The sequence below is a fragment of the Campylobacter showae genome (assembly GCF_900699785.1).
GTDB lineage: Bacteria > Campylobacterota > Campylobacteria > Campylobacterales > Campylobacteraceae > Campylobacter_A > Campylobacter_A showae_D.
This window is the reverse complement of the sequence record NZ_LR535679.1, coordinates 1,606,853-1,631,016: the sequence shown is the minus strand read 5'-3', so window position 1 is coordinate 1,631,016 and position 24,164 is coordinate 1,606,853. Positions and strand designations below refer to the sequence as shown.

At 39.8% G+C, this 24,164-nt stretch carries 15 protein-coding genes, 1 tRNA gene and 1 pseudogene; 3 read left to right on the top strand and 14 right to left on the bottom strand.

Annotated features, from left to right (window positions below; genetic code table 11):
• Nucleotides 1-60: 60 nt before the first annotated feature.
• From E4V70_RS08100 to gpmI, 6 genes are all read right to left on the bottom strand, one after another.
• Nucleotides 61-1,980 carry an EAL domain-containing protein gene (locus tag E4V70_RS08100; protein WP_122862609.1) on the bottom strand — a complete coding sequence of 640 codons (1,920 nt, stop codon included), beginning with the start codon at nucleotides 1,978-1,980 and terminating at the stop codon, nucleotides 61-63.
• A 67-nt stretch (nucleotides 1,981-2,047) separates the two neighbouring features.
• Nucleotides 2,048-2,641, bottom strand: coding sequence for a LysE family transporter (locus E4V70_RS08095; protein ID WP_122862608.1), 594 nt, complete (start codon nucleotides 2,639-2,641; stop codon nucleotides 2,048-2,050).
• A 572-nt stretch (nucleotides 2,642-3,213) separates the two neighbouring features.
• Nucleotides 3,214-5,376, bottom strand: a complete 2,163-nt coding sequence (locus tag E4V70_RS08085; protein ID WP_414973869.1) for an endonuclease MutS2 — start codon at nucleotides 5,374-5,376, stop codon at nucleotides 3,214-3,216.
• Between the two features lie 192 nt (nucleotides 5,377-5,568).
• Nucleotides 5,569-5,916 (bottom strand): hypothetical protein, encoded by a 348-nt coding sequence (locus E4V70_RS08080; protein WP_122862606.1) that lies wholly within the window; start codon nucleotides 5,914-5,916, stop codon nucleotides 5,569-5,571.
• A complete protein-coding gene (gene murC, locus E4V70_RS08075; RefSeq protein WP_122862605.1) occupies nucleotides 5,913-7,256 on the bottom strand; it encodes a UDP-N-acetylmuramate--L-alanine ligase in 1,344 nt (447 codons plus the stop codon). Before murC ends, E4V70_RS08080 begins: the two co-directional genes overlap by 4 nt.
• Before the next feature lie 227 nt (nucleotides 7,257-7,483).
• Entirely contained in the window at nucleotides 7,484-8,962 is a 1,479-nt protein-coding gene (gene gpmI / locus E4V70_RS08070; RefSeq protein ID WP_122862604.1) for a 2,3-bisphosphoglycerate-independent phosphoglycerate mutase, read from the bottom strand.
• A 79-nt stretch (nucleotides 8,963-9,041) separates the two neighbouring features.
• On the opposite strand from gpmI, the gene mraY reads away from it, so the two are divergent.
• The 3 genes from mraY (at nucleotide 9,042) to E4V70_RS08055 (ending at nucleotide 11,668) form a co-directional block, all read left to right on the top strand.
• On the top strand, nucleotides 9,042-10,106 hold the full coding sequence (gene mraY / locus E4V70_RS08065) for a phospho-N-acetylmuramoyl-pentapeptide-transferase (RefSeq protein WP_122862603.1): 1,065 nt from the start codon (nucleotides 9,042-9,044) through the stop codon (nucleotides 10,104-10,106).
• 79 nt (nucleotides 10,107-10,185) lie between these two features.
• Nucleotides 10,186-11,448 carry a UDP-N-acetylmuramoyl-L-alanine--D-glutamate ligase gene (gene murD, locus E4V70_RS08060; protein ID WP_122862602.1) on the top strand — a complete coding sequence of 421 codons (1,263 nt, stop codon included), beginning with the start codon at nucleotides 10,186-10,188 and terminating at the stop codon, nucleotides 11,446-11,448.
• A gap of 144 nt (nucleotides 11,449-11,592) precedes the next feature.
• Nucleotides 11,593-11,668, top strand: a tRNA-Phe gene (locus tag E4V70_RS08055).
• Between the two features lie 1,117 nt (nucleotides 11,669-12,785).
• On the opposite strand, the gene E4V70_RS08045 is transcribed toward E4V70_RS08055, so the two are convergent.
• From E4V70_RS08045 to E4V70_RS08015, 8 genes and pseudogenes are all read right to left on the bottom strand, one after another.
• Nucleotides 12,786-13,007, bottom strand: a complete 222-nt coding sequence (locus E4V70_RS08045) for a hypothetical protein (RefSeq protein WP_122862601.1) — start codon at nucleotides 13,005-13,007, stop codon at nucleotides 12,786-12,788.
• A gap of 21 nt (nucleotides 13,008-13,028) precedes the next feature.
• Nucleotides 13,029-13,187, bottom strand: a pseudogene (locus E4V70_RS11240) (polymorphic toxin type 33 domain-containing protein); the annotation flags it as partial.
• Between the two features lie 48 nt (nucleotides 13,188-13,235).
• A complete protein-coding gene (locus E4V70_RS08035) occupies nucleotides 13,236-13,487 on the bottom strand; it encodes a hypothetical protein (RefSeq protein WP_103590203.1) in 252 nt (83 codons plus the stop codon).
• 158 nt (nucleotides 13,488-13,645) lie between these two features.
• Nucleotides 13,646-14,278 (bottom strand): tetratricopeptide repeat protein, encoded by a 633-nt coding sequence (locus tag E4V70_RS08030; RefSeq protein ID WP_134482489.1) that lies wholly within the window; start codon nucleotides 14,276-14,278, stop codon nucleotides 13,646-13,648.
• Nucleotides 14,279-14,701: 423 nt separating this feature from the next.
• Nucleotides 14,702-16,723 (bottom strand): hemagglutinin repeat-containing protein, encoded by a 2,022-nt coding sequence (locus tag E4V70_RS08025; RefSeq protein WP_163026493.1) that lies wholly within the window; start codon nucleotides 16,721-16,723, stop codon nucleotides 14,702-14,704.
• 61 nt (nucleotides 16,724-16,784) lie between these two features.
• Complete coding sequence (locus E4V70_RS11130; RefSeq protein WP_269472427.1) at nucleotides 16,785-16,907, bottom strand: hypothetical protein; 123 nt, start codon at nucleotides 16,905-16,907, stop codon at nucleotides 16,785-16,787.
• A complete protein-coding gene (locus tag E4V70_RS08020) occupies nucleotides 16,898-17,656 on the bottom strand; it encodes a hypothetical protein (protein WP_122862598.1) in 759 nt (252 codons plus the stop codon). The genes E4V70_RS11130 and E4V70_RS08020 overlap by 10 nt, the downstream gene beginning before the upstream one ends.
• Nucleotides 17,641-24,033: a two-partner secretion domain-containing protein gene (locus E4V70_RS08015; RefSeq protein ID WP_122863692.1), complete on the bottom strand. Its 6,393-nt coding sequence runs from the start codon at nucleotides 24,031-24,033 to the stop codon at nucleotides 17,641-17,643. The genes E4V70_RS08020 and E4V70_RS08015 overlap by 16 nt, the downstream gene beginning before the upstream one ends.
• Nucleotides 24,034-24,164 lie beyond the last annotated feature (131 nt).

Below are 24,164 nucleotides of genomic sequence, written 5' to 3'. Positions count from 1 at the left end.
AGCCGCTCCGCATTTACGACTATTTGTAAGAATTAAATTTAATAAACTCCAAAGCCCGGTTTAGCGCAGGCTATCGCTAGGTTCGCCCAGATAAAAGCCCTGAAACTCGTCCACGCCAAGCTCCACGCAAGTATCATAGACCTCTTTTGAGCGGACGAATTCGGCGATCACCGTGATATCAAGCTTCTTGGCAAATGCGATGATAGCGCCCGTTATCACGCGGGAGTCCTCGTTCGTGTCGATATTTTTGATGATGGAGCCGTCGATTTTGATATAGTCTGGCTTTAGTTTTAGGATATACGAGAAGTTGCTGTATCCCGAGCCAAAGTCGTCTATAGCGATCTTTGCGCCCATCCTGCGCACGCGGTCGATAAATACTCCGATGCGCTCGATGTTTTCGATATTTTCATCTTCCAAGATCTCAAATATCACGCGTCCGGCGACTTTATATTTGTTCATTTTCTCGATGATAAACACGCTCACGTCGCCGTCGGTCATATCGCGTCCGGATAAATTTATCGAGATCATCGCGTCAGGCCTCTCGGCGATTAGCTTAAAGCTTTTTTCGATCAGCATTTTTTCGATATCGGTGTAGCGTTTGATGCGCTTTGAAACCTCCAAAAAGACGCTTGGAGAGATGATTTCGTTACTGTTTTGGATGCGGATTAAAGTTTCATACTTTACGATTCGCTTTTCTTTATTAAATATCGGCTGATAAAACGGCACGATCTTATCGTTTATGATGGCGTTTCGTATCATATTTGAGCGAGTGATCTGCTCGGCGTATTGCGGCGTATCGTCGATGTTTTTAAAGTAGCAAAAATAATCCTTGCCGCTTTGCTTAGCAAACTCAAGCGCCGTCATCGCCTTTTTAAGCGTGTCTGATTCATCTAGCGCAAAGCCCACCGTACAGTGGATCTCGATCTCGCTTTGTTCGCCGTCCTCGGCTATCACGTCGATGACTAGGCCTTTGATGTTATCTAAAAGCTCGTTTGCTAGGTCCTCGTATCTGTCGATAAAGAGCTCTGCATCCTCGACCAGCGCGAACTGATCGGGTCCGACGCGGTAAACGGTCATGCCGTTATCCTCGGCAAATTTTTTCGAAACTTCCGTCATTTTTATCAAAATTTGATCGCAAACTGAAGCGCCGAAATAGTTATTCATCTTTCTAAATTCATCGATATCCATGACGATGACTTTAGGATTTTTCATATCCGCCGTGTCGCGCTCGAGGGCTACTTTGTTTGGCAAGCCGGTAAGATCGTCGATATAAAGGCGCTTTTGCATTTCGGCATTTTTTTCTAGGAGCTTTTCGTTGCTTTTTACTAGCGAAATTTGATTATCTCGGATGCCTCTATAAAATAAAAAATACTGAAAAATACAAATAAATATCATAATGCCCGTCGCGATGAGCGTGTTTTTCATATTTACGAAAAACCACTGCCCAAAAAGCGGATCGTCAAAGCCTGAAATTTTGACGTTGTGAATCATATTGTAGCCAAGAATCACGTCGCCTATTTTCTTAAAATAGCAAACCTCGGCCTTGTTGTCCTGTATGAGATTTATGCGCTTATATACGCCGCTTTGTTTCAAATTTACGTGAGCTTTGCCGTCCATCTCGCAAAATTTATACGGCAAAACTTCGCCTATCAAATTTGGATGCTGCGAGCTAGCTAGGACTAGGAGTTCGCCTTTTTCGCCCGCTTGTTTAAATATCCAAGACGGCACCGCCTTAGTAGCCTCAGAGTAGCGCTGAAACTCCTTTATATCGCCTTTTGCTATGTTTTTATATATGATTTGAATTATATTCATAAAGGCCTCGGCCTTCTCGTTAACGGTTACGTTTGACGGGTAGTTAGTCGAGTCCTGAAATTTATTATAAAATATAAAAGATATTACCAGAAACGAGCAGATCACGAGCACCGCAATCGGCAGGACGATGAACTGCGTCATCGATTTTTTAATATCAAAATTTTGCATTAAACTTCTCTAAAAATTTGTTGCCATTTTATCATTATTTACTTAAGTTAATTATAAAAACTCTAATTTATAAAAATAATTTATAAAGTAAAAAGAAAGCAAACCCCAGCAAAATGACCGCACAGACGTAGTTTAGCCATTTTGCGACGTTTTGCGAGATAAATTTGGCGCTTTTATGCACAGCAAACGGCATAGAAACGATCCAGATAAATATAGCCGCGACTAGCCCCGCCACGACCGCGCCCGCGTTTTCAAAGCTTTTGGCAAAGCCGGCCACGCTTAGCCAAAATCCGACGGTGTACGGATTTGCAAGCGTGACGAAAAGGCCCTTTGCGTAGTTTTTGCTAAATTTGACCTCTGCGCCACGAACGTCCACCGTTACAGGCCTATTGGCATTTTTAAAGATGACGTAGGAGGTGTAGGCCAGGTAGCAAAATCCAAAAATCCCGATGATTTTTTCTACCGTTTCGCCCTGCAAATACTCAAGCAAGCCAAACGACAAAAGTAGCAGATACGCCGTATCCGCGCTCATGGCGCCGAGCCCGATAGCAAACGCCGACCAAAACGATCTTACCGCAGCGCTCATTATCATCACGTTTACGGGCCCCAGCGGTACCGCCGCGCTAAAACCCAGCAGAAGCCCCTGCAAAAACGCGTTCACCTTCATCCTTTTTGATTTTTGTATTTTGGATTTTACCTAAATTTGAGAGATTTTGAGGTTGCTAAATTTAATGAGAAAGGCGGATTTAATTTTTAACGGAACACGCAAATTTGACTTGGGAATTTAGAATTTTACTCGCCGAGACCCATGCCTTTAAAATGCAAATTTAAACCTGCACGAAGTGCAGCAACATCTCACGTCGTAGGGGTTGGGGGATCGTTAAGGGGGAAGGGAGCGACTTCGTAATTCAAGCCCCTTCCCCCTTAACAAAAATTTACTTGCATAAAAAGTTTAGTTCATAAGGTTAATTCAACCAAATCAAATTTAGCATCTTAAAGGTGTAGGTCTCGGCGACTCAAATTTGAAATTTTAGCTAAATTTGACTTCAAATTTGAGCGTAAAACGATAAGGCGAAGTATCGCGAGATGATTTTTCGAGTTTTCTGCTTCGCAAGCTCGCAGCTGCAAGCAGAAGAAGCAAAATTGAGCGTGCGCTAGGCATATAGCCTACGGAGCGAAAATTTTGCGAAATCTCGGAAAAGCGCTCGCGAGACAAGCCGCAGCAAGGCAAATTTACAGCCTTACTATCTGCGCTCCAAATCCCCCCTGCCCCGCCGGCGCGTCAAAAAACTCCTTCACGCTCGGATGTTCGCGCAAGAAGTTTTTGACCGCGTAGGCGAGCTTGCCCGTGCCGATACCGTGATACACCTGCACCTCGTCAAAGCCCATCACTAGGCTATCTGAGATAAATTTATCCAGTTTTTGCACCGCTTCGTCCGCGCGCAGGCCGTGTAGATCGAGCGTGACGCTAGCGTTTTGCGGCTTTTGCACGCTTAGATTTATGCCTGATTTTTTCGGCGGAACCGGCGTTTCGCCGCTGATTTTTAGCTGTTTTATCGGTACGCGCATACTCACGTTGTCGGTTTGTATCAAGGCATCGTTTTTACCGAAACTTGTCACGACGCCTTTGATCTTGCCGTATTTGACGCGGTCGCCGACTTTTAGCTCGGGTGCGGCGGAGATTTCTGGTTTTTGCACGGCGCGTTTGGCCTCGTTTGCGCGGTTTAGGGCGCGCTGTTTTTCTTTGGTATCGTCTAGATTTATCGCTCGCCTAGCTTCGTTTATCGCCTTGAAATACTCCCGCTCCAGCCGCGTTATAACCTCGTGCTGCTCGGCCTCGGCTCGCTCTTTTTGCTCTTTTAAATTTTCGATTAGCGAGTCTAGCTTTTGCTCTTTTTTCTCGGCGCTTTCGAGTTTTTCTTTGAGCTGCACCTCTAAATTTAACGTCTTTGTGATGATTTCATTTAGATTTTCTTTGTCTTCGCCGTAGATCTTTTTCGCCTGCGCGACCAAATTTGCCGCGATGCCGTATCTAGCCGCGGTCTCAAAGGCGTATGATTTGCCGATCGTGCCTTTTAAAAACTCAAATTTAGGCCGCGAGTTTTCCTCGTCGTAAAGCGCCGCCACAAGCTCGACTTCGGGATTTTTGGCTAACAGCATAGCAAGGCGCTTGTGGTGGGTGGTGATGATCATCTTGATATCCTGACCCATCAGCCGCTCGATCATCACGCCGTATAGACTCGCCGCCTCCTCAAAATCCGTTCCTAGCTCGATCTCATCGACTCCGATGAGCAGATTTTTCTTCGTAAAAAGCTTGGAAAAATGCACCATGCGCCCGGCAAAGGTCGAGATGTCGTTTTTCACGTTTTGCGGGTCCTCGATGATGGCGTCAAATTCTTTAAAATTTCCGATCTGCGAATTTTGCGCGTTTATGCGCATCGGCAGCAGGTATTTAGCTAGAAACGCCGCGGCTATCAGCGATTTTAACAGCATTGATTTACCGCCTGCGTTTACGCCCGTGATCAGTAGCACCTTTTTGCTAAAGTCGATACTGATGCTTTTTGGATTTTTTAGCGCGGGATGGGCGAAATTTGCTAGCTTTAAATTTGACCCGCCGCTTGGCAGCACGAACTCAAAATCCGCGCTTTTAGCCGTAAAAACCCGCGCGCAGTAGGCGTCAAATACATCAAACGCGCCGTTTATAAATTTTAAAAACAGGAGGCCCTTGTGCATCGCGGAGCTAAAAATTTTGCAGTGTTCATAGACGATTTCCTCTTTTTTATCTAGCAGCTCGCTTTGCTCTTTTTTGAGTTTTTGGATGTTTTCGGGCGCGACGTAGAAGTAGCCGCCCGAGCTTCTAGCCACAACCGTGCCCTTTAGCACGTGGTTAAACCCGCCTCGCACGAGCAGCGCCTCGACCGAGCTGATGTAGTGCACCTGCGTATCGACGAGATAGGGCGCGACGCTTTTTGAGTAGATGAGGCGGCGTAGATCGGCATCTATTTGCGCTCTTTTTGCGCTAAACGCGTCTCTGATACCGCTTAGACGCTCGTCTACTTCGTCTTTTAGCTCGCCGTTTTTGTCAAATGAATTTGCGAGCTTTAGCATGGGCTGCGGGATTTCTATTTTAGCGAGCCACTCGCCTAGTTTACCTTCAAATTTGAGCGTTTTTAGGTAGGTAAAGTAGCTAATTATCTTAGCAAATTCAAAAATCTCGCTCACGTGCAGCGTGGCTTGTTTGCTAAGGCGCATGAGCGCGTCGTCTAGATTTTGAGCCGGTGCGGGCGGGTCAAACTGCTTTTGCGAGAGTTCTAAAATTTTCTCGTAGTGCAGCCTACTGTCGCCCGCCATAAAAAGCGGCTTAGGGCGCGCTAAAAAGGAGTTAAACCGCTCCATATAGCCTTGCAAATCTAAAATTTTTATAAGCCGCTCAAAGCCTTCCGCATTTGTAAATTCTTTTTGCTCGCGGTGCGCCGTAGCGTCCGAAACGTCGCCGTTTCTTTGCTCGCGCGAGACGCTATTTTCGCGCCCGCTTGCTTCCCATGCGCCGCCTTGAGTTAAATTTTTATTATCTTTAAAATTACGCAATTATTCGCCTTTAAATTCGCAGCCCTCAAGCGCGATCTTGACGCTGTTTAGCTCCTTTGCCGCGCGTTTTGCGACGAAGGATGACGTGCCGAACTCATAGTTAAATTTAGTGTTATTTACGTCAAAATTTCCGCATTTTAGGGTTTTGCCTTGATTAAAAAGCGCGACTAGCTCTAGCCTCTGGCTTTGCTCGCTTTGCAGGGCGCTCTCGTAAAAATATAGCGCCGCCGCGATAAAAATCGCCGAAAAAGTGATGATAAATTTCGCCTTTTTGCTTAGCTTCTCGTCGCTCACGCTAAATATCGCGATCGCTGCAAGCACGCCTAAAAGTACGATTATGACCCTCATGCGTCGCCTCTTAGCTGATAGGTGATGTCGCCCGCGCCAAATCCTATAACTAGCCCGTCATCAAGCAAGTTTTTAACGCCAAACTCGTCCGTAAAGACGATGCTCTCGCCCTCGCGCGCGACTTTTTGCGTCATCACGGGATTGTAGCGCTTAAACTCCTCTTTTAAATTTATATCTATGGACGCCTCGCCCGCGGCGTAAACGGGCAGGATAACTAGCTCGTCTATGCCCTCAAAACACTCCTTAAAGGCCTGTAAATTTGCGCTTAGGCGCGTAAACCTATGCGGCTGAAAGATCGCCGTGATCTTTGTGATGCCTAGTAGTTTGGCGTACTCAAAGACCGATTGCAAAGTAGCCTTGATCTCGGTCGGATGGTGCGCGTAGTCGTCGATAAGTACGAATTTTCTACTGGCGGTTAGGATATCGAAGCGCTTTTTGATACCTTTAAAATTTAGCAAATTTTGCCTGATTTGCGCTAGAGAAGTTTCGTTTAGCGCCGCAAGTATGGCTAGCGACGCGTCCACGGCGATGTGCTCGCCCATACCAAGCACTTCAAATTTGCCTAAATTTTTTAGATTAAACGCGGTATAAGGCACGAAATCGCGCACGATCATACTAAGCTCGGTGATATCGACGCTCGGATAAAGGCGCACGGCATCAAGCTTTAGCGTACCCAAAAACTCGTCCTCGGCGTTTATCACGCGCACCTTGGCTCGCTCCAAAAAGCCGCGATACGCCGCGTGAAATTTCTCCAAATCATAGCCGTAATGCTCCATGTGCTCGGGCTCGGCGTTGGTCACAACGGCTAGATACGGGTTTGAGTTAAGAAAACTGCTATCACTTTCGTCAGCCTCGAAAATGACGTTGTCGCAGGGCTCGTATTTCATATTTGAGCCAAACTGCTTACTGATAGCGCCGATTATAACCGAGCCCTCCACGAGGCTAGAGAGCATCGCCGAGGTCGTGCTTTTGCCGTGTGCACCCGCTACCGAAAACACGCGCTTGCCCTCAAGCACCATCGGCAGAGCCTCTTTGCGCGATAGGCACTTTAGCCCTTTACTTCGCGCTTCAACGAGTTCGACGTTATCGGGTTTTATCGCGGCCGAGTAGATGACGAAGTCCTGATCCTTGATCGCGGCCTTGCTGTGCGGCGTGATGACGTCGATGCCCTGCGCGGCCAGCTCGCGCGTGGTCGGGCTTTCTTTGATGTCGCTACCGCTGATGATGAAGCCTTTTTCGTGCAAAAAGCGCGCGATCGCCGAGATGCCGATACCGCCTATACCGATGAAATGGACCTTTTTATGCTCGATTTTGAAATTTTTTTGACTTGAATTTTCCATTGAATTTCCCTTAAATTTATTAGGGCGATTTTAGCGAAAATGAAATTTTGGGATGCTGAAAAGATGAAATTTATGTAGATTTTAGCAGTTTTACGGCGGCGCTTAGGACGCGGCGAAGTTCAAATTTAGATTCAAAATTTGACCCGCCGAATAAAGCGCGAGTTCGCTTTAAATTTAACCCTCGGCGGGTCGTTGATATAAAACTAAGCTTCAAAAATGGGTTAAATTTAAAACAGCGCCTCGTCCATCTCGGTCGGTTTTTCGATGCCCATCAGCGCCAAAACGCTCGCGGCTATATTGTTTAGGCCGCCCGCTTTTACAGCCTTTACGCCCTCACCCATCACGAAGCAAAATACGTCAAAAGTCGTGTGGTTGGTTAGCAAATTACCCTGCGCGTCTTTCATCTGCTCGCAGTTGCCGTGGTCGCTCGTGATAATTAGCGCGTAGTTTTTCTCCTTGGCCTTTGCCACGATGCGTCCCAGTGCCGTATCCACGGCTTCTACCGCCTTTACCGCCGCGTCAAATTCGCCCGTGTGTCCGACCATATCGCCGTTTGCGAAATTTACCACGATAAAGTCTTGTCCGTCATCCATGCCTTTTAGCACCGCTTCGCACACGGCCTGCACGCTCATTTCGGGCTTTTCGTCGTAGGTTTTGACCTTGGGGCTTGGCACCAGCACGCGCGTCTCGTTTTGGGCGAGCTCCTCGACGCCGCCGTTAAAGAAAAACGTCACGTGAGCGTATTTCTCGGTCTCAGCGGTGTGCAGCTGCGTTAGGCCCGCGTTTGCGACGACCTCGGCAAGGGTATTTTTTAGCTTTTCGTTTTCAAATAATACGGGAAAGGCGAAATTTGCGTCGTATTCGGTCATCGTGAGTAGATTTTTGACGACGAACGGGCGCGCGAATTCGCTAAAATTTTCATCGCCCAAAGCCGCCGCGATCTCGCGCACGCGGTCGTTTCTAAAGTTTATAAATATCACGCCGTCGTTTTCGCCGATACCCTCAAACCCGCCAAAACTAGCCGGCACGATAAACTCGTCCGTCACGCCCACCTCGTAGCTTTGCATGACGTATTCTAGCGGCGATACGATTTGTCCGTTTTCTCCTCGCGTCATCGCGTCGTAGGCCGTTTTTACGCGCTCCCAGCGCTTGTCGCGGTCCATCGCGTAAAATCTACCGCTAACGCTAGCTAGCTTAAAGCCCCCGCTTTGCGCCTTTTCTTGCAGTGATTTTATGAAAGCCAGCCCGCTTTTTGGACCCACATCGCGGCCGTCGGTTATCGCGTGGGCGCATGCTTCGCAACCGTTTGCGACCGCAAGAGAGCACATCGCATCAAAGTGGCTCATGTGCGAGTGCACGCCGCCGTCTGAGTAAAGCCCGACGACGTGGACGCGTTTGCAGGTTTTAAACAAATTTAAAAGTTTTTCGCTTTTAGCTAGCGAGCCGTTTTCAAAACCGAGCGAAATTTTTACCAAATTTTGATATAAAACCCGCCCGCTGCCGATACACATGTGCCCGACCTCGCTGTTTCCCATCTGTCCGTCGGGTAGGCCCACTGCTAGGCCCGAAGTTTTTATGAGCGCGTTTGGGACGTTTTTAAACAACCAGTCGTATGTGGGCTTTTTTGCCGCCGCAAATGCGTTAAATTCGCTACTTTCATTGTATCCGATGCCGTCGGTTATCACCAAAATAGTTTTTTGCGCCATTTTTAAATTTTTGCCTTAAATTTAGATATTTTTTAACGGCATTATACTAAAATTAGTTTTTTTTAAAATAAAGGTCTTTATGTTTTACTATATTTATGAATTCTTAAATTTTAATATCTTTCAATACATCACCGTTCGCGCGGGCTTTTCGTTTTTCATCGCATTTTGCTTGACAGTTTGGGCGCTGCCTAAATTTATCGCGTGGGCAAAGGCCAAAAACGCCGCCCAGCCCATCTACGAGCTGGCTCCGCAAACGCACCAAAAAAAGGCCAAAACGCCGACGATGGGCGGGCTGGTTTTTATCAGAGCGGCGCTTGTCGCGAGCGTGATCTGTGCGCGCCTTGATAACGTTTTCGTCTTCGCCTCGCTTATCTGTCTTGCGGGCTTTACGGTGCTTGGGTTTAAAGACGACTATCGCAAAATCTCAGGCGGCAAAAACCACGACGGACTAAGCCCTAGAGCCAAACTCGCGGCGCAAATTTTGATCGCCTTTGCCGTTTCGACGATACTGTATTTACAGGGCGAGCTGGGGAGCAAATTTTATCTACCGTTTTACAAATTTCCCGTGCTTGATCTTGGCGTTTTTGCGGTCGCGTTTTGGACGCTCGTCATCGTCGCAGCCTCAAATGCGGTAAATTTAACCGACGGCCTAGACGGGCTAGCTACCGTGCCTGCGGTGTTTTCGCTGCTGACTCTGGGCGTGTTCGCCTACATCTGCGGACACGCGGTCTTTAGCTCGTATCTGCTTTTACCAAAGATCGCGGGCGTGGGCGAAACTGTCGTCGTGGCTGCCGCACTGATCGGCTCTCTGATGGGATTTTTGTGGTTTAACTGCCATCCGGCCGAAGTTTTCATGGGCGATAGCGGAAGCCTCAGCGTAGGCGCATATATCGGCCTCATGGGCGTGATGACGAAAAACGAAATCCTGCTCATTATCATCGGATTCGTGTTCGTGATGGAGACCCTGAGCGTGATTTTACAGGTCGGAAGCTTTAAAATTTTTAAAAAGAGAATTTTTCTCATGGCGCCGATACATCATCATTTTGAAATAAAAGGCTGGGTAGAAAATAAGATCATCGTGAGATTTTGGCTCATCGCCGTTTTGGCAAATTTGATCGCCATGACCGCACTCAAAATCAGGTAAATTTGAACTGAACAAACGGCGAAATAGCCGAGCTAGCCGCCGATAATATAATGCAAATTTTACGAGCAAAGGGGAGAAAATGAGAAAATCGCTATTTGGCTACGGCGGCACGACCCGCGCGATCGCGAAAAACTTCGCAAAAGACGGCGACTGGGACATCTACGACGATAAATTTAGCGAGATCTCAAGCGACGAATGGGGCAACACCCTACTGTCGCCAAACCTTTTCGTGCCCGAAAAAAGCGGCCTCGAGATCCCAAGCCCTGGCTTTCCTCCGAGCCACGAGCTAGTTAAAAACGCGCTAAATCTCATCAGCGAATACGACTATTTTTACAAAATTTACGGCGACAAAATGCCGTTTACCGTCTGGATCAGCGGCACAAACGGCAAAACCACGACGACAAAGATGACGCAGCACCTGCTTGCGCGCTACGGCTCGGTAATGGGCGGCAACGTCGGAGTTCCGCTCGCAGACCTAGATCCAAGTGCTAAAATTTGGGTGCTCGAGACCAGCTCCTTTACGATGCACTACACGAACATTGCCACGCCCGGCATCTACGCGCTTTTGCCTATTACGCCCGATCACCTCAGCTGGCACGGCGACTTTGCCGAGTATGAGCGCGCCAAGCTAAAACCGCTAGCCATGATGGGCGAAAACACGGTCGCGATCCTACCCAAAATTTACGCCGGGATGCCGACAAAAGCGAAGGTGATAAGCTACGAAAACGAGGCTGATTTGGCCCGGTTTTGCGGCGTAAATTTAAGCGATATAGCCTTTAAAACGCCGTTTTTAACGGACGCTCTTTTAGCGCTTGCTATCCAGAAAATTTTGCTTGACAGGTGCGACGTAGAGCTGTTAAACGAGTTTATCATCGAGAGCAACAAGCTCGAGGAGTTTCGCGATGCGCGCGGCAGGACGTGGGTCAACGACACGAAGGCGACTAACATCGACGCGAGCATCCAAGCCGTTAAGCGATATGAGGGCAAATTTTTGCATTTGATTTTAGGCGGCGACGATAAGGGCGTAGATATGCGGCCGCTTTTTGAAGCCTTGCGCGGCGCCAAGGTGCAAATTTACGCTATCGGCTCAAATACTGACAAGCTGATGAAGCTTGGGGGCGAGTTTAAAATCCCGGCCGTAAAATGCGAGCTTTTAAACGTCGCAGTCGGCGAGATAGATAAACGTTTTAAATTTGACGGAGCTGCTAAGGCTAGCGCAAATGGTGAAAATTTGGACGAGATAGCACTTTTAAGCCCTGCTGCGGCGAGCCTCGATCAGTTTAGCAGCTACGTAGAGCGCGGGGATGAATTTAAAAAAGCGATCTTAAATTTGCAAATTTGACGCGATATATGCGTCGTAAACTCTGTTAAATTTAAGCAGTTGCCTTTAAAATAAATTTCATATTTTAAAAATGCGCTAAATTTTGCACCTTTAACCAAAATTTAAGTATCAAGTGGCTAAAATCACATTTCTTTTTAACAGCGTGGTTGGATAGCTCAGTCGGTAGAGCAGCAGACTGAAAATCTGCGTGTCGGCAGTTCGATTCTGCCTCTAACCACCATTTCTTTATAAATCCCGATTTTATAGATATTTTGAAGCTTTAAGGTTTGGCTAGGTACCATCTTGGGTGCCATATGTTAGTAATTTTTCTATTTTTAAAACCATAGCCATACAGTCAAAGCAGATGATATGATCTAGAATATATAAAAAATATTTTTATAAAAATCGAACAACCTGAAATCCTTAATATTTTTAACAGTAGCCACTTAACCCAAATTAGACAAATGTATAATTCTTATACAAGTCTTAAACTTTTATTCTAGGGATATGACCAGCAAAACGACAGCATTCAAAATATTTCTTACTGGGCGAGGATACTTTTTGTCTGACAAGTAAGACAAAAACACCTCGTTAGGGATAAATCCCCAAAACCCTATCTTTGCACTCTTTTCTTCATATTTTAATACTACTTCAAGTTCAAGTCTTTAGCAAAAGTCTTCGCTGTTTTTTATGAGCCTAAAACTTAGCTTGTCTTCTAACACTAGCAAAGTCTCTCGGCGATAGAGAGTTTAAGCATGAAACCCTTTTAGCTGCGTTTTCGTCAAATTTGACTTTCAGTGCAGCACACTCTTTTAAATAAATTTAGAGCTTGATTTGGTAATGGGTACCCAAACTACAGCTTTAGGTTAAATTTTATAAGGCTTGCTTTATCTAGGTTGTCTGTTTCTTTTTGACGACTATAGGCTTTTTTGAGCTTTTGATGATAAATTTAGCATAGGTTGATTTTGCTATTTGTATATTTAAATTTATCCTCTTGTGGCATTGTAACCAATCCATATTATAAAATATACCTATTTACTGCTTCTGATGCATTTTTTAAAGATGGGTATATGTCAAGAATTTTTTGACTTCGTGCTTATTTTGTTCGCCGTATTCATAAGAGTGATATAATAAAAACATTTCGTTTGACATTTTAATCCATTATTTTAATTTTTGATTTATCTTCATAAAAACCTACAACTATAAATTATATATATCGTGCGACAATTTTATGTCATTATCTCCGAGAAATTTTAAAAATCTGCTATCATAAATTATAGCCGGTAGCATATTCCAACTATATATTACTATCAATAATTCTTTGCTTAAATTTGTTTTGACAAATTTTTTAACATCTTCTATGCAAAAAAATCATTTAATATTTCTTGAATATAATGCTTATTTTGATATTTTTGCTCTATTTTCAAACCAAAATTTTTATACCTTAATACATTATTATTCGGGAGCTTCTTGTCTCCTTTTTTCCATATTTTTGCAACCTTAATATTATCAAATTGCTTAATATCAATTTTGTTATCGGAAGTTGCCATTAAGATGACAAATATTTCATTTTTTCCCATTACAAATTCCTTAAAAGTCATTTATATTATAGCTGGTTGGTTCGCCTTGACCTTTTCCGTTTTTAAGTTTGACAAAAATATTGCTTTTTTGTCTTTATACAAATCATAATCAGAATGTGGCTTTAAATCGTGCGGATCTATACCATTCTTTTTTAATTTACTTATTTCTCCATTTGATAACTTTTTATCTTTTTCAGCAAAATAAACATTATACTATTAGAATACTTTTCATTTTGCACTATCTGTATTATGTATTAAAATTCCAAATTTTGCTTTTTTAGAAAAAAATTTATTTCCTGCTAAATTTGGACCAATACAAATATTGTCATTTTTCAATTCCATTGCCTGTGCTTTAATTAAGTCAGATAAAAACATTAAACTTTTTGTATCTCCTTGTATAAAAAAGACATCATCTTCTAGCCAAGTATTTATTTTTATTTTTTCTTTTGAATATTGCTCACATATACTATCTGTTTTCATTTTTTACCCTTAAATCTACCATCTTCCCAAACATCAAATGAACGTTTACCCTTTTCGTATGATTTTTTATCCTTATATACTTCCCAGTGATCTTTATGCAATAAGTCTTTTACCCATACTGAATTTAAAGCTTTTTTAAGCAGTCACTAAAACCAAAGTTAAATTTGCACTATCTTACTAATATCACTTATCTTTTTAAAATAAAAATTTGTCATAGGATCTTTATTTCCCAATAACTTTTTGCTGATCTTATAGGCCTTTTTATAATTTTTTATTGCTAATTTATACTCATCTGCTACTTCACAAATAGCTGCAATATTTGCATAACACTTTGCCACACTAGTGCTACTATCCCCATATATCCTTAAATAAATTTCAAGTGCTTTACTGTTAAACTCAAAAGCCTTTATATAGTCTTCTTTTTCTAAAAAGACAACACCTAAATTATAATATGATATTGCGGTATCTTGGTGAATTTCTCCTAAGACTTTAATTCTTGTTGCGAGAGATTTTTGAAAATTTTTTATAGAATTTTCAAAATCCTTTTTTAGCAAGAACGCATATCCTATGTCGTTATAAAAATTTGCTACTTCTACATTATTTATTCCAAATAACCTTTTAGAAATTTGTAGCCCTTTTTTATAAAATTTTATAGCTGATACATATCTACATTCTTTTGTATATATATTTGCTATTTTTAAGTAAGTAGGTAAAATTTTTTCATCTGGTAAAAAACCTACTGCTTCTTTTAGCAAATTTAATCTTTCGGTTATATTTTTATTTAACCTCATAAATATATCCTATTTTAGTTTTTGATTTAAAAGTTTTTGTAACTCTTTTTTATCTACATTGTGCTTTCCAGTTTTATCTGCACTATCAAGTAGCCTTTCAAAATCTGAACTAACTTCCCCCAAATGCCTTCCTTTATTATCAATGTGCTCCCACGTATTATGCAATTCATCAAGACTGAATAAATCACCGGTGGTTTCATTGATATAAATTTTTCTACCACTTTGAGTAACACCTAATTTTTTTACGCCTTTTTCTTCAGCCTGCTTTAAAGCTTCTTCTCTTGTTGTAGAAATTCTATTTTTGTTATTGCTCGCATAAATAACATTATCTTTAAAATTCTGCTCTTTCCCTTGAACTCCACCGATATAAGGTTCATTAAAAGGATTATCTGTATTTACACCGCCATTTGTTATTTTATCATATTACTCTGCTTGCGGCATAGTGAGGATATTGTCGTTTTTATTTGACTCTTGTTTTGGGAAAATAGTTCCTGGTAAGGTCGAAATTTCATCACTAGGGAAAAATTCATGACTACTATCTTTATCCTTGCTTGCATTATTATAAACAAGCCAGCTGCCAAAAATAAGTGGGGCTATTTCGATAGTCTTTTCGACCACTACTCCTGCTAATAATAATGGACTATTATCCCCCTTACTCTTATCTAAGTCGTTAAACATATAAGAATTTAAGAGTAAGGTATTTAAGCTACTTTGATTTTTAATATAGTTTATTGCTGCATTTTTGGCATTGATGCCACTATCTTGTAATTTTAGAGCTTTACTTAGATAGTCGCTAAAGCTATCTTCTTTTAGTTTTGCATATCTATCTTGCTTGCTATCCCCTGGTATAAATTTACCCGCTTTATAGTCTATGGCATGTTTTAACTCATGTCCTAGAGTACTCACAAACTGATCAACATTTTTAATGTGAGCTAAATTTAGTATTATTGATCCACTATTGAAATGCCCAAGAAATTTTTCATCGTCCTTTCCTTTTGCAAATTTATCATCAATTATTCTTAAAGATATGCCGTCTAGGTCAAGACCTGCTCTACTTGCAAATAGCTCTATAAATTTATTTACTAAGGCCTCTTTTTCTTCTATGGCAACACTACCATCTATTAGTTTTTGAGCAAGCTCCTTGCCTAATAGTTTGCCAGCTTCATACTGTGCAACATTTTCTTTTACTTCACTGTTAAAATTAAACTCACCTGTTTCTATAATGGTATTTAGTGCTTTAGTTATAGCAGTGGCCGTATTATACTCATCCTTTATCTCCTTACTACCCTCTTTACTAAATGCCCTAGCATCCATACTAGCATCCACATTTGAGCTTACGCTAGTATTTACTAGATCTTTTGTTAGTTTGGTAGTATCTCTATTTAGCCTATCTATATCATCAGAGTTTTCTTTATCTGCTATCTCTATGTTGCCACTGCCTAGAGTCGCTAGGTTTTTAGATAGGGTATAGCTTAGATTTCTTTGGTTTGAATAGGAGGCCGATGTAATCTTAGAATTTAGATCTTTGTTGTCGGCCCTGGCTTGATTGTCTGTTTTAGTATCTTTAAATGCATAGTTAGCCCCTATACTAAAGTTTGTTCCTTTGGTATAGCTTATGTTTGATAGGTTATCATAGCTTAGGGTATTTGTTTTTAAATTTAGGTTGTGATTGTCTATAAAGGTATTGTCTTTATCATACTCTCCTGCTGCTAGTAGTGATCCTTTTAGATGAGTATTATTTCTTACCTCTACGTTTAGGTTATTAGCCGTTATGGATGAGAGGATGGTTTGTTTAGTTATAGTATTTGATCTTGATCTAGAGAAATTTGCATTGGTACTAGACGTCTTTACGCTGCTAGTATCTACGAAATGGTTTTTATCAAATAGCCCTGTCGTCTTTATGCCGTTGCTCTCTGCTTTGGTGTTACCGCTGAGACCGATTCCGCCTGATATGCCAAAGCCTTTTTGGCTAGAGGTATATTTATCTCTTACGCTCTCTAAGACTAGATTATTTCCTACTTTTAAATTTAGCGTTCCATCGGCTCTTAAATTTGCTCCCTTGATAGTTGTGTCATTAGCTGTATTTATATTCATATCTTTAGATGAGTAAAGATGAGAATTGTTGTTTTTTAGACTTTCAGTATCGCTACTGCTAGTAAAGTAGTTAAGCCCGGCACTTCCGCCACCGCCTCCGTACATGGTAAATTTAACGCTTCCGCTAATAGCCTTACTCTTCTCGTCTAATTCAAATGTATCTTTACTAGAGTTTATATTTAGATCTTTAGTGTTTATATCTATTAGATTATTGGCACTTAAATTTGATCCAGTGATGCCTATCTCTTCGTTTGCATTTAGATTTATATTTTTATCTGCAATAAGATTTGACGATAGAGCTTCAGTTAATGCTACATCAGTAGTAGATTTTTCATACAGTTTTCTATGCAAATACGGATTTGCTAAGCCTTTCCTAAGTTTAAACAACCTTAAGTATTGTATTCATGGATACTTATGGTCTATAACCACATACTGCACCATCTTTTTCATGGTCTTGGCATATATATTCTTTTTCAGCGCAAGCTGTAAAAACAAGTGCCAACAAAGCAAACATGATTAATTTTTTTATTTCCATTTTATCTTCTTTGATTTTGTATTAAATAATAACCCATACTGACGCATCTTTTGTCTATCCATATTGATTTTTATATTCGAAAAAATTTCTTCCGCATCTTGCCTAAATTGTCTTGTTATTTTATTTAACATTTCTTTTTCCGAAAGGGTGCTTTTTTTAAATGCCTCACTCGACAAGTTAAAGCTATATTCAGATCTTATACGAAGCACCTTTGGCGCACCATTGGCACCATAAAAGCTGCAATATGTCTCATACTCTTGTGTCTGAATTATGCCATCACCCTTGTTTTGATGATTATATTTTTTGTTTAGTTCTTTAGGAAAGCTTCTGCATTTTATACCATCTATGATATTGACAAAAGCCCTATCATAATACTGTCCAAATGTTTCATTTTTATATTTTATATTTGGATTATTAGTATTTAGCTCAAAAGAATTTATATTTTCCAAATCAAGATACTTTTCTCCATCGAATGTATCTATATTATCTATTTCAAGATAAAATATCTCAACTATCTCTCCGATGATACGGCGCTGCAACACTGTAAAATCATCATATTTGTCTAAACCCTCAAATAAAATACCTCTATTTATCGGCGTCTTTACTGAAAATGTTTTATTTGAGCTATAAAGCGTAGTGTTTGCATCCATACTTATATAGTCACGATCATAGAAATCACTTTTATATGTATTATCAAAACTACATCCTGCCATAAAAACTATTAAGAATAAAATTATTGGTATCCGCATTTTACTACAGCATCTCCTTTATTGTTTATGTAATCTTGGCATATATATTCACTATGTGGGGAATCATCTGTAAATAATTTTATAGCGTTTAAGATGTTTAACCTATCGGTCAAACTAGCATCTTTATTATCTTCACTATTGCCACCAAGCGCCTCTCCGACAAAATCACCCTTTTTAGTATATGAGCCAGAATATACAAATTGCTCGATTCCTGTCTTGCTATTTGCAAGGTCAATAGTTTTTGACATTTCTTCACGACTTATTGGTGAGCCAAAGGATACAATAGTATGTTTACCATTATTGACATTAAATCCACCATTGTTTACCTTCCATTTTATACCGCTTTTTGCTAAACCGTTAGCCTGTGAATGGTTTGCAAAGTTACTCCCTTTATCGCCTCTAGCGCCAACTACATCATTGTAAAAATTGCCAGTTTGCTTAGCCATTCCTGTTGTTCCACCAAATTTATCTACTGCAGATTCTAACAAATCACCCAAAAAACCATAAGATGGATTATAATTAACGGTAAGCTCTACTTTTCTATTCTTAGTATTCCAGAATCCAGTTTGTTGAAGACCATTTTTTATAGCTTCTGCTTCATTATTCATTATACCATTTGTAAAATTTTGAAAGGTTGCTGTTTTTTTGGTAATTTCATATGGATTTTTTGATATGTATAAGTCTTGTTGATCTTTAAATCTCTCTTTATCGGCATCACTAAAAGATTTAAAAAATTTACTATCTTGAATTTTTTCAAAATCTTTTTCAGAGTATTTATCACTTTCTTTATTAACCACCAAGTATTGTCTGTTAGAATTATCGAAAACACCTGTTAAAACTGGTATATTAGCTAAAATTCCGCCCCTATTTTCTTTTGATGGCATTATGCCAAGACTTATATAATTAAATCCTTCAAATATATTGCCAAATACTTTTGCGATAACATTATCACTATTTTTGTCAGGTAATGTAGAGGCTATTATATTCATATTTTTATTTAAGTCTTTATACTCTTTTACTATCTCCTTTTGCCCACTCTTAGTTAGCACCCTTAAATCCATACTAGCATCCACATTTGAGCTTACGCTAGTATTTACTAGATCTTTTGTTAGTTTGGTAGTATCTCTATTTAGCCTATCTATATCATCAGAGTTTTCTTTATCTGCTATCTCTATGTTGCCACTGCCTAGAGTCGCTAGGTTTTTAGATAGGGTATAGCTTAGATTTCTTTGGTTTGAATAGGAGGCCGATGTAATCTTAGAATTTAGATCTTTGTTGTCGGCCCTGGCTTGATTGTCTGTTTTAGTATCTTTAAATGCATAGTTAGCCCCTATACTAAAGTTTGTTCCTTTGGTATAGCTTATGTTTGATAGGTTATCATAGCTTAGGGTATTTGTTTTTAAATTTAGGTTGTGATTGTCTATAAAGGTATTGTCTTTATCATACTCTCCTGCTGCTAGTAGTGATCCTTTTAGATGAGTATTATTTCTTACCTCTACGTTTAGGTTATTAGCCGTTATGGATGAGAGGATGGTTTGTTTAGTTATAGTATTTGATCTTGATCTAGAGAAATTTGCATTGGTACTAGACGTCTTTACGCTGCTAGTATCTACGAAATGGTTTTTATCAAATAGCCCTGTCGTCTTTATGCCGTTGCTCTCTGCTTTGGTGTTACCGCTGAGACCGATTCCGCCTGATATGCCAAAGCCTTTTTGGCTAGAGGTATATTTATCTCTTACGCTCTCTAAGACTAGATTATTTCCTACTTTTAAATTTAGCGTTCCATCGGCTCTTAAATTTGCTCCCTTGATAGTTGTGTCATTAGCTGTATTTATATTCATATCTTTAGATGAGTAAAGATGAGAATTGTTGTTTTTTAGACTTTCAGTATCGCTACTGCTAGTAAAGTAGTTAAGCCCGGCACTTCCGCCACCGCCTCCGTACATGGTAAATTTAACGCTTCCGCTAATAGCCTTACTCTTCTCGTCTAATTCAAATGTATCTTTACTAGAGTTTATATTTAGATCTTTAGTGTTTATATCTATATTATTGCTAGCCAATAGGTTTGATCCGGTTATGTTTGTACTAGCGTCTTTGTCTTTATTAGTCGTTAGCCTTATATTAGAAGCGGTTAAATTTGATGGAGTAGAGACGGTTTGTTTGGTCTTACTATTTGTTTGAGTGCCGCTTACGTCGGCTGCTACTCCTGCGCTAAAGCCGTATGTTACTGAGCTTGAAGCGGCAGCTGCAGCTTGAGATACTAGGGCTGTTGTTTTAGAGGCTACGTTTGTAGTAGCAAGAGCTATGTTGGTTATATAGTATTTTTCTTCGTCTTTTATATTATCTAGTATATCAGTTAGATCTTCTATATCAGAAGCATCAACGCCTACTTCTTTGTTTTTATACCTTTGTTTGAGTTCGCTTAGTTTGGATGATAAATTTGATTTTTGCTTTTTATACTCATCATACTCTTTTTTGACATTTTTTAACTGTTTTATAGCCTCTGCTAAAGCAATGGCGGCTGGCGCTACTTGGGCATATTCGTTTTGGACGGTTAAAGATAGCGCAGCTTCTGCTTGCTTTAAGGCTGAAGTAGTATCAAGGGTATCTGTGCTATTTGAGATATAGATGTTGCCGTTTTTACTTATTATGCTAATATCCTCTTTGGCGTTTAGGTCAGATCCGGTTATGCTTATATCTTCATTGGTCTCTATGCTTATATTATCAGCATTAAGAGTAGAGCTAATAGATTTTAAAGAAGAGGCGTTATTGGTGGCCTTTTTATATTTAGCATCCGCCACTCTTAGCTTTACGCTAGTATCTTTTTTAAGTTCGCTTATACTTTTAGGTTTACTCTCTTTTAATATATCTTGCAGTTTGGATATGCTTATACTCTTACTATTAGATATACTATAATTTTCATGAGTATTAGTAGCGTTTAGAATAGAAGTTGAATTTGCTTTTATATCTATGTTTTTGTCCGAACTTAAATTTGCTGTGATAGTTGCGTCAGATGTATTCAAATTTATATTATCTTTAGCTGATATGTTTGAAAGCTTTGATAATCCATCAAGACTGCCTTGCTCATTGTAATTTACAGTATAGATCTCGCCGCTACCAGTTCCAATAGCACCCGAATTAGCAAGAGTGCCTAGCGGATTAAATTTAGAACTTTTATGTATACTTACCTCTTTACTTTGCTCCTTGGCTGCTATTATAGAGATGGTATTAGGAGCGCTTAAATTTAGGATTGATGCAGAATTTACGTTTGAAGAGACGATAGAGATATCATTATTTGCATTTAAGCTTATATTACCGCTAGTTGTTGTTAGCGATGAGCCAGCCAAGCTTAGTTTGGCTAAAGAGTGAATATCAAGAGATCTTTTAAAGCCGCCAAAGCCTTTCTTATTAGTTTGAGAGTATTCTAAACTCTCATATGCGACAGGATTTATATTGATATTATTTGCATATATTTTTATATCATTAGCTAATAGGTTTGAGCCTGATATTCCAGTATCCTCTTTGGATACTAAATTTATATTGGCCGCCCTTAAATTTGAATATATCACCCCTTCTTTTATATTTTTAGCATTAGTTTGCTTTTTAGATAAAAAGCCTTTAGTGGTTATTGTGGCCTCTAGATCCGTTCTATCGTTTATACTTTGTATATTTATATTGTCTTGCGCATTTATATTTATATCGCTACTAGCATCTAGATTTGCTGCTATCAAATTTATATCTTTGGCATTAGCATTTATATTGTTGGCTTTTAATTTTGAGCCGGTGTTATATACAACTCCTCCCTTAAAGACGGTATCCTTTCCTTTTAAATCAAAAATATACTCTTCTTTGCTGGCTTTTATATCTATATTGTTATTGGCATTTAGATTTATATCACCGCCGGCTTTTAAGCTTGCGCCACTTATGAATATATTATTGGATTTTAGACTGATATCGCTACCAGCCTCTAAGTTTGAGCTTGCTCCTAGAGTATTACCTTCTTGGTGTGAGTTTTTATATTCAGAGCTAGTTTGATCTATGCTTATATCGTTTGCATTTAGATTTATAATATCTGAAACTATAGTACTTGAGGAAATGGCAAGTTTGGTATCCGCATTTATATTAGTATCGCCGCTAGATATTAAAAGCGCATCTTTATTTGTTATGGAGTTTGCATTTAGATTTATACTACTTGCTATTAAAGCTGCACTATTATATATATTTCCGCCGGCATCTATAGAAATTTTATTCTTGGCCAGTATTAGTGAGCTAGGCCTTTGATTATAGCTCTTGTTTCTTTCAAAGCCAGCTTGGATAAGAGAGTTTATATCTTTGTAAAATGTATCAAATCTACCTATTGTGTAAGCCATAGGTCCTCCATTAATACTATATAAAAAGCCAGTATTTGTAGGATAAAATGATATAGGGGAAATTTTGCTTGGCTTAAATAGGGGTATATCTATTGTTTTATTGGCAAGATCGTCTATATTGCCATTATTTAAATTTGTAAGGCTTGCATAAAAGTTATTATTAGACGTAAATACAGCAGGATAGCCATTTTCTTTATAATTTTTAGATATATAAGCACTATCTCCACCCTTGGTAACCCAGTGTTTTTTACCGGTTATTTTTCCTATTTTACCTTTCCACTCTTCTTGCTTCCACTCATATCTCAGATGGCTACTTACATCTCTATTTAGATCAAAGCCTATATTATTTAGCTCTTTAGCATTTGCTTTTATATCATTACCGGCATAGATCCTGCTCTTATCGTTTGTAATAGTATCGGCATTGATATTTATATTGCTATTTGCATAAATATTGGAGGGTACAAACTTAGCCCTACTACCATCAGTGATATACTCTTTATCTATATTATAGTAAAGCTTTCTGGTTTTCTCATAATTTTTTACATGCGAGGTAGTAATTATTATAGAATTTGAACCCTCATCGAGACTGAGCGATACATATGGATATGAGCTTGTTCCGTGCAGATAACTATTTTTGTGCAAATTTAGAGCGTAAGCGGTAACGTCATCTGACACTACTTTATCAAACAACTCTGCTTCCAACTCATCATCGGTGTAGCTCTTTGCTTCAAGTTTCCACTTAGCTTTTATCTCGTCTTTTATCTTTTTTATATCGCTACTGAGTTTAAACGCCCTTTCTCCACAACATCCCAGATCAATATTGCCACTAAAGTTTTCTTTATTTGTTTCTAGGTTATTTAGCGAGTAGTTGTTTAATTTATTAGCCTCAATATCTATACCGGAAGCCAAGATGTCGCTAGATGCGTTATTTATTTCTTTTGCATTTAGTTTAAGATTATTGGCCGACACTATACTTGACCCATCTATGTTATTTATAGTTTTACCAGATGAAATATTTACATTAGAACCACTTATGATACTAGCTTTATCTTTATTAGATATAGAGTTGCTAGAGATCAAGTTTATATCACTATCGGCTTTTATAATGCCGCTATTTAATATATCCCCATTCGCATTTATTCTTATATTATTAGCTTTTATGATACCGGCATTATTGACGCCAACACCGTCGCTAGTGGCTATGATGCTTATTTTATTGGCATACATGCCACCTAGGTTTGTACTATCGATCGATATCACTTTAGTAGATGATGTGGCAGAATTAATATTAGCGGATAAGGGGACGCTAAATTTCCCCGAGCCACTGGTTAGTACCTTACCGTTAGCAGATATTAGATTTAACTCACCAGAGTGGATATTTGAAGCTACGCTTATAGTATTTGCTATGATATTTGTGTAATTACTATTTTTATCGTTTAATCCATTTCCCACTATTTCTATTTTACTTTGCATGTCGCCATTTAGATAGGGATTTAGATTTAGCTCTTTTAAGCTACCATCATTATTGAGAATAACTTTAGAAGCGGCAAAGCTAGATGAGTTAGCATTTATTACATTTAGACCATTTATGCTTATACCGCTAGGATTAGCTATTAGCAGATCAGCTCCGGCTCCAGCTATCTCTAAATTTCCTTTTAGCAAAGATGGGCTATTTGAATTTACCTGATTTATTATTAAGCTAGCGCTGCCGCCATTCAAAAAAGGATTTGCATTTACGAAGCCGGCTATTTGGGTATTGGCACCGTTTGCTGAATTATTTAGAACTGTGCCGGAATTAGTCGTATTAAATTGCTTATATTCATTAAATGAGATGCCTTTATTGTTGGGGGTAGTTATATTTACTACGGTTGCCTCATTGGGCGCCTTTATAATGGCTGGCTGATTGGATTTGGCAGCAGCGGGGTCGGAGATGATGCCGGCGAATGAATTAACAACAAGCAGAGAGAGGCTTACTATAAAAGAGATGGCTTGCTTAGCAGTAGGCATAAACGGGGATCCTTTTGGTAACTTAGTAACCAAATTATAACAACAGGTTACTTCATATTTAATTAACTTTTTAAATAATTTGTAACTATCATATTTTATACCAAAAAGGCACAAGCAATGCTCAAAATCGA

Coding starts and splice junctions, on each gene's coding strand:
- E4V70_RS08030 (WP_134482489.1), bottom strand. CDS start 14,278: ATGAGGTTAAATAAAAATATAACCGAAAGATTAAATTTGCTAAAAGAA.
- E4V70_RS08045 (WP_122862601.1), bottom strand. CDS start 13,007: ATGGGAAAAAATGAAATATTTGTCATCTTAATGGCAACTTCCGATAAC.
- gpmI (WP_122862604.1), bottom strand. CDS start 8,962: ATGGCGCAAAAAACTATTTTGGTGATAACCGACGGCATCGGATACAAT.
- mraY (WP_122862603.1), top strand. CDS start 9,042: ATGTTTTACTATATTTATGAATTCTTAAATTTTAATATCTTTCAATAC.
- E4V70_RS08015 (WP_122863692.1), bottom strand. CDS start 24,033: ATGCCTACTGCTAAGCAAGCCATCTCTTTTATAGTAAGCCTCTCTCTG.
- murC (WP_122862605.1), bottom strand. CDS start 7,256: ATGGAAAATTCAAGTCAAAAAAATTTCAAAATCGAGCATAAAAAGGTC.
- murD (WP_122862602.1), top strand. CDS start 10,186: ATGAGAAAATCGCTATTTGGCTACGGCGGCACGACCCGCGCGATCGCG.
- E4V70_RS08085 (WP_414973869.1), bottom strand. CDS start 5,376: ATGGAGCGGTTTAACTCCTTTTTAGCGCGCCCTAAGCCGCTTTTTATG.
- E4V70_RS08100 (WP_122862609.1), bottom strand. CDS start 1,980: ATGCAAAATTTTGATATTAAAAAATCGATGACGCAGTTCATCGTCCTG.
- E4V70_RS08035 (WP_103590203.1), bottom strand. CDS start 13,487: ATGAAAACAGATAGTATATGTGAGCAATATTCAAAAGAAAAAATAAAA.
- E4V70_RS08020 (WP_122862598.1), bottom strand. CDS start 17,656: ATGCGGATACCAATAATTTTATTCTTAATAGTTTTTATGGCAGGATGT.
- E4V70_RS08080 (WP_122862606.1), bottom strand. CDS start 5,916: ATGAGGGTCATAATCGTACTTTTAGGCGTGCTTGCAGCGATCGCGATA.
- E4V70_RS11130 (WP_269472427.1), bottom strand. CDS start 16,907: ATGGAAATAAAAAAATTAATCATGTTTGCTTTGTTGGCACTTGTTTTT.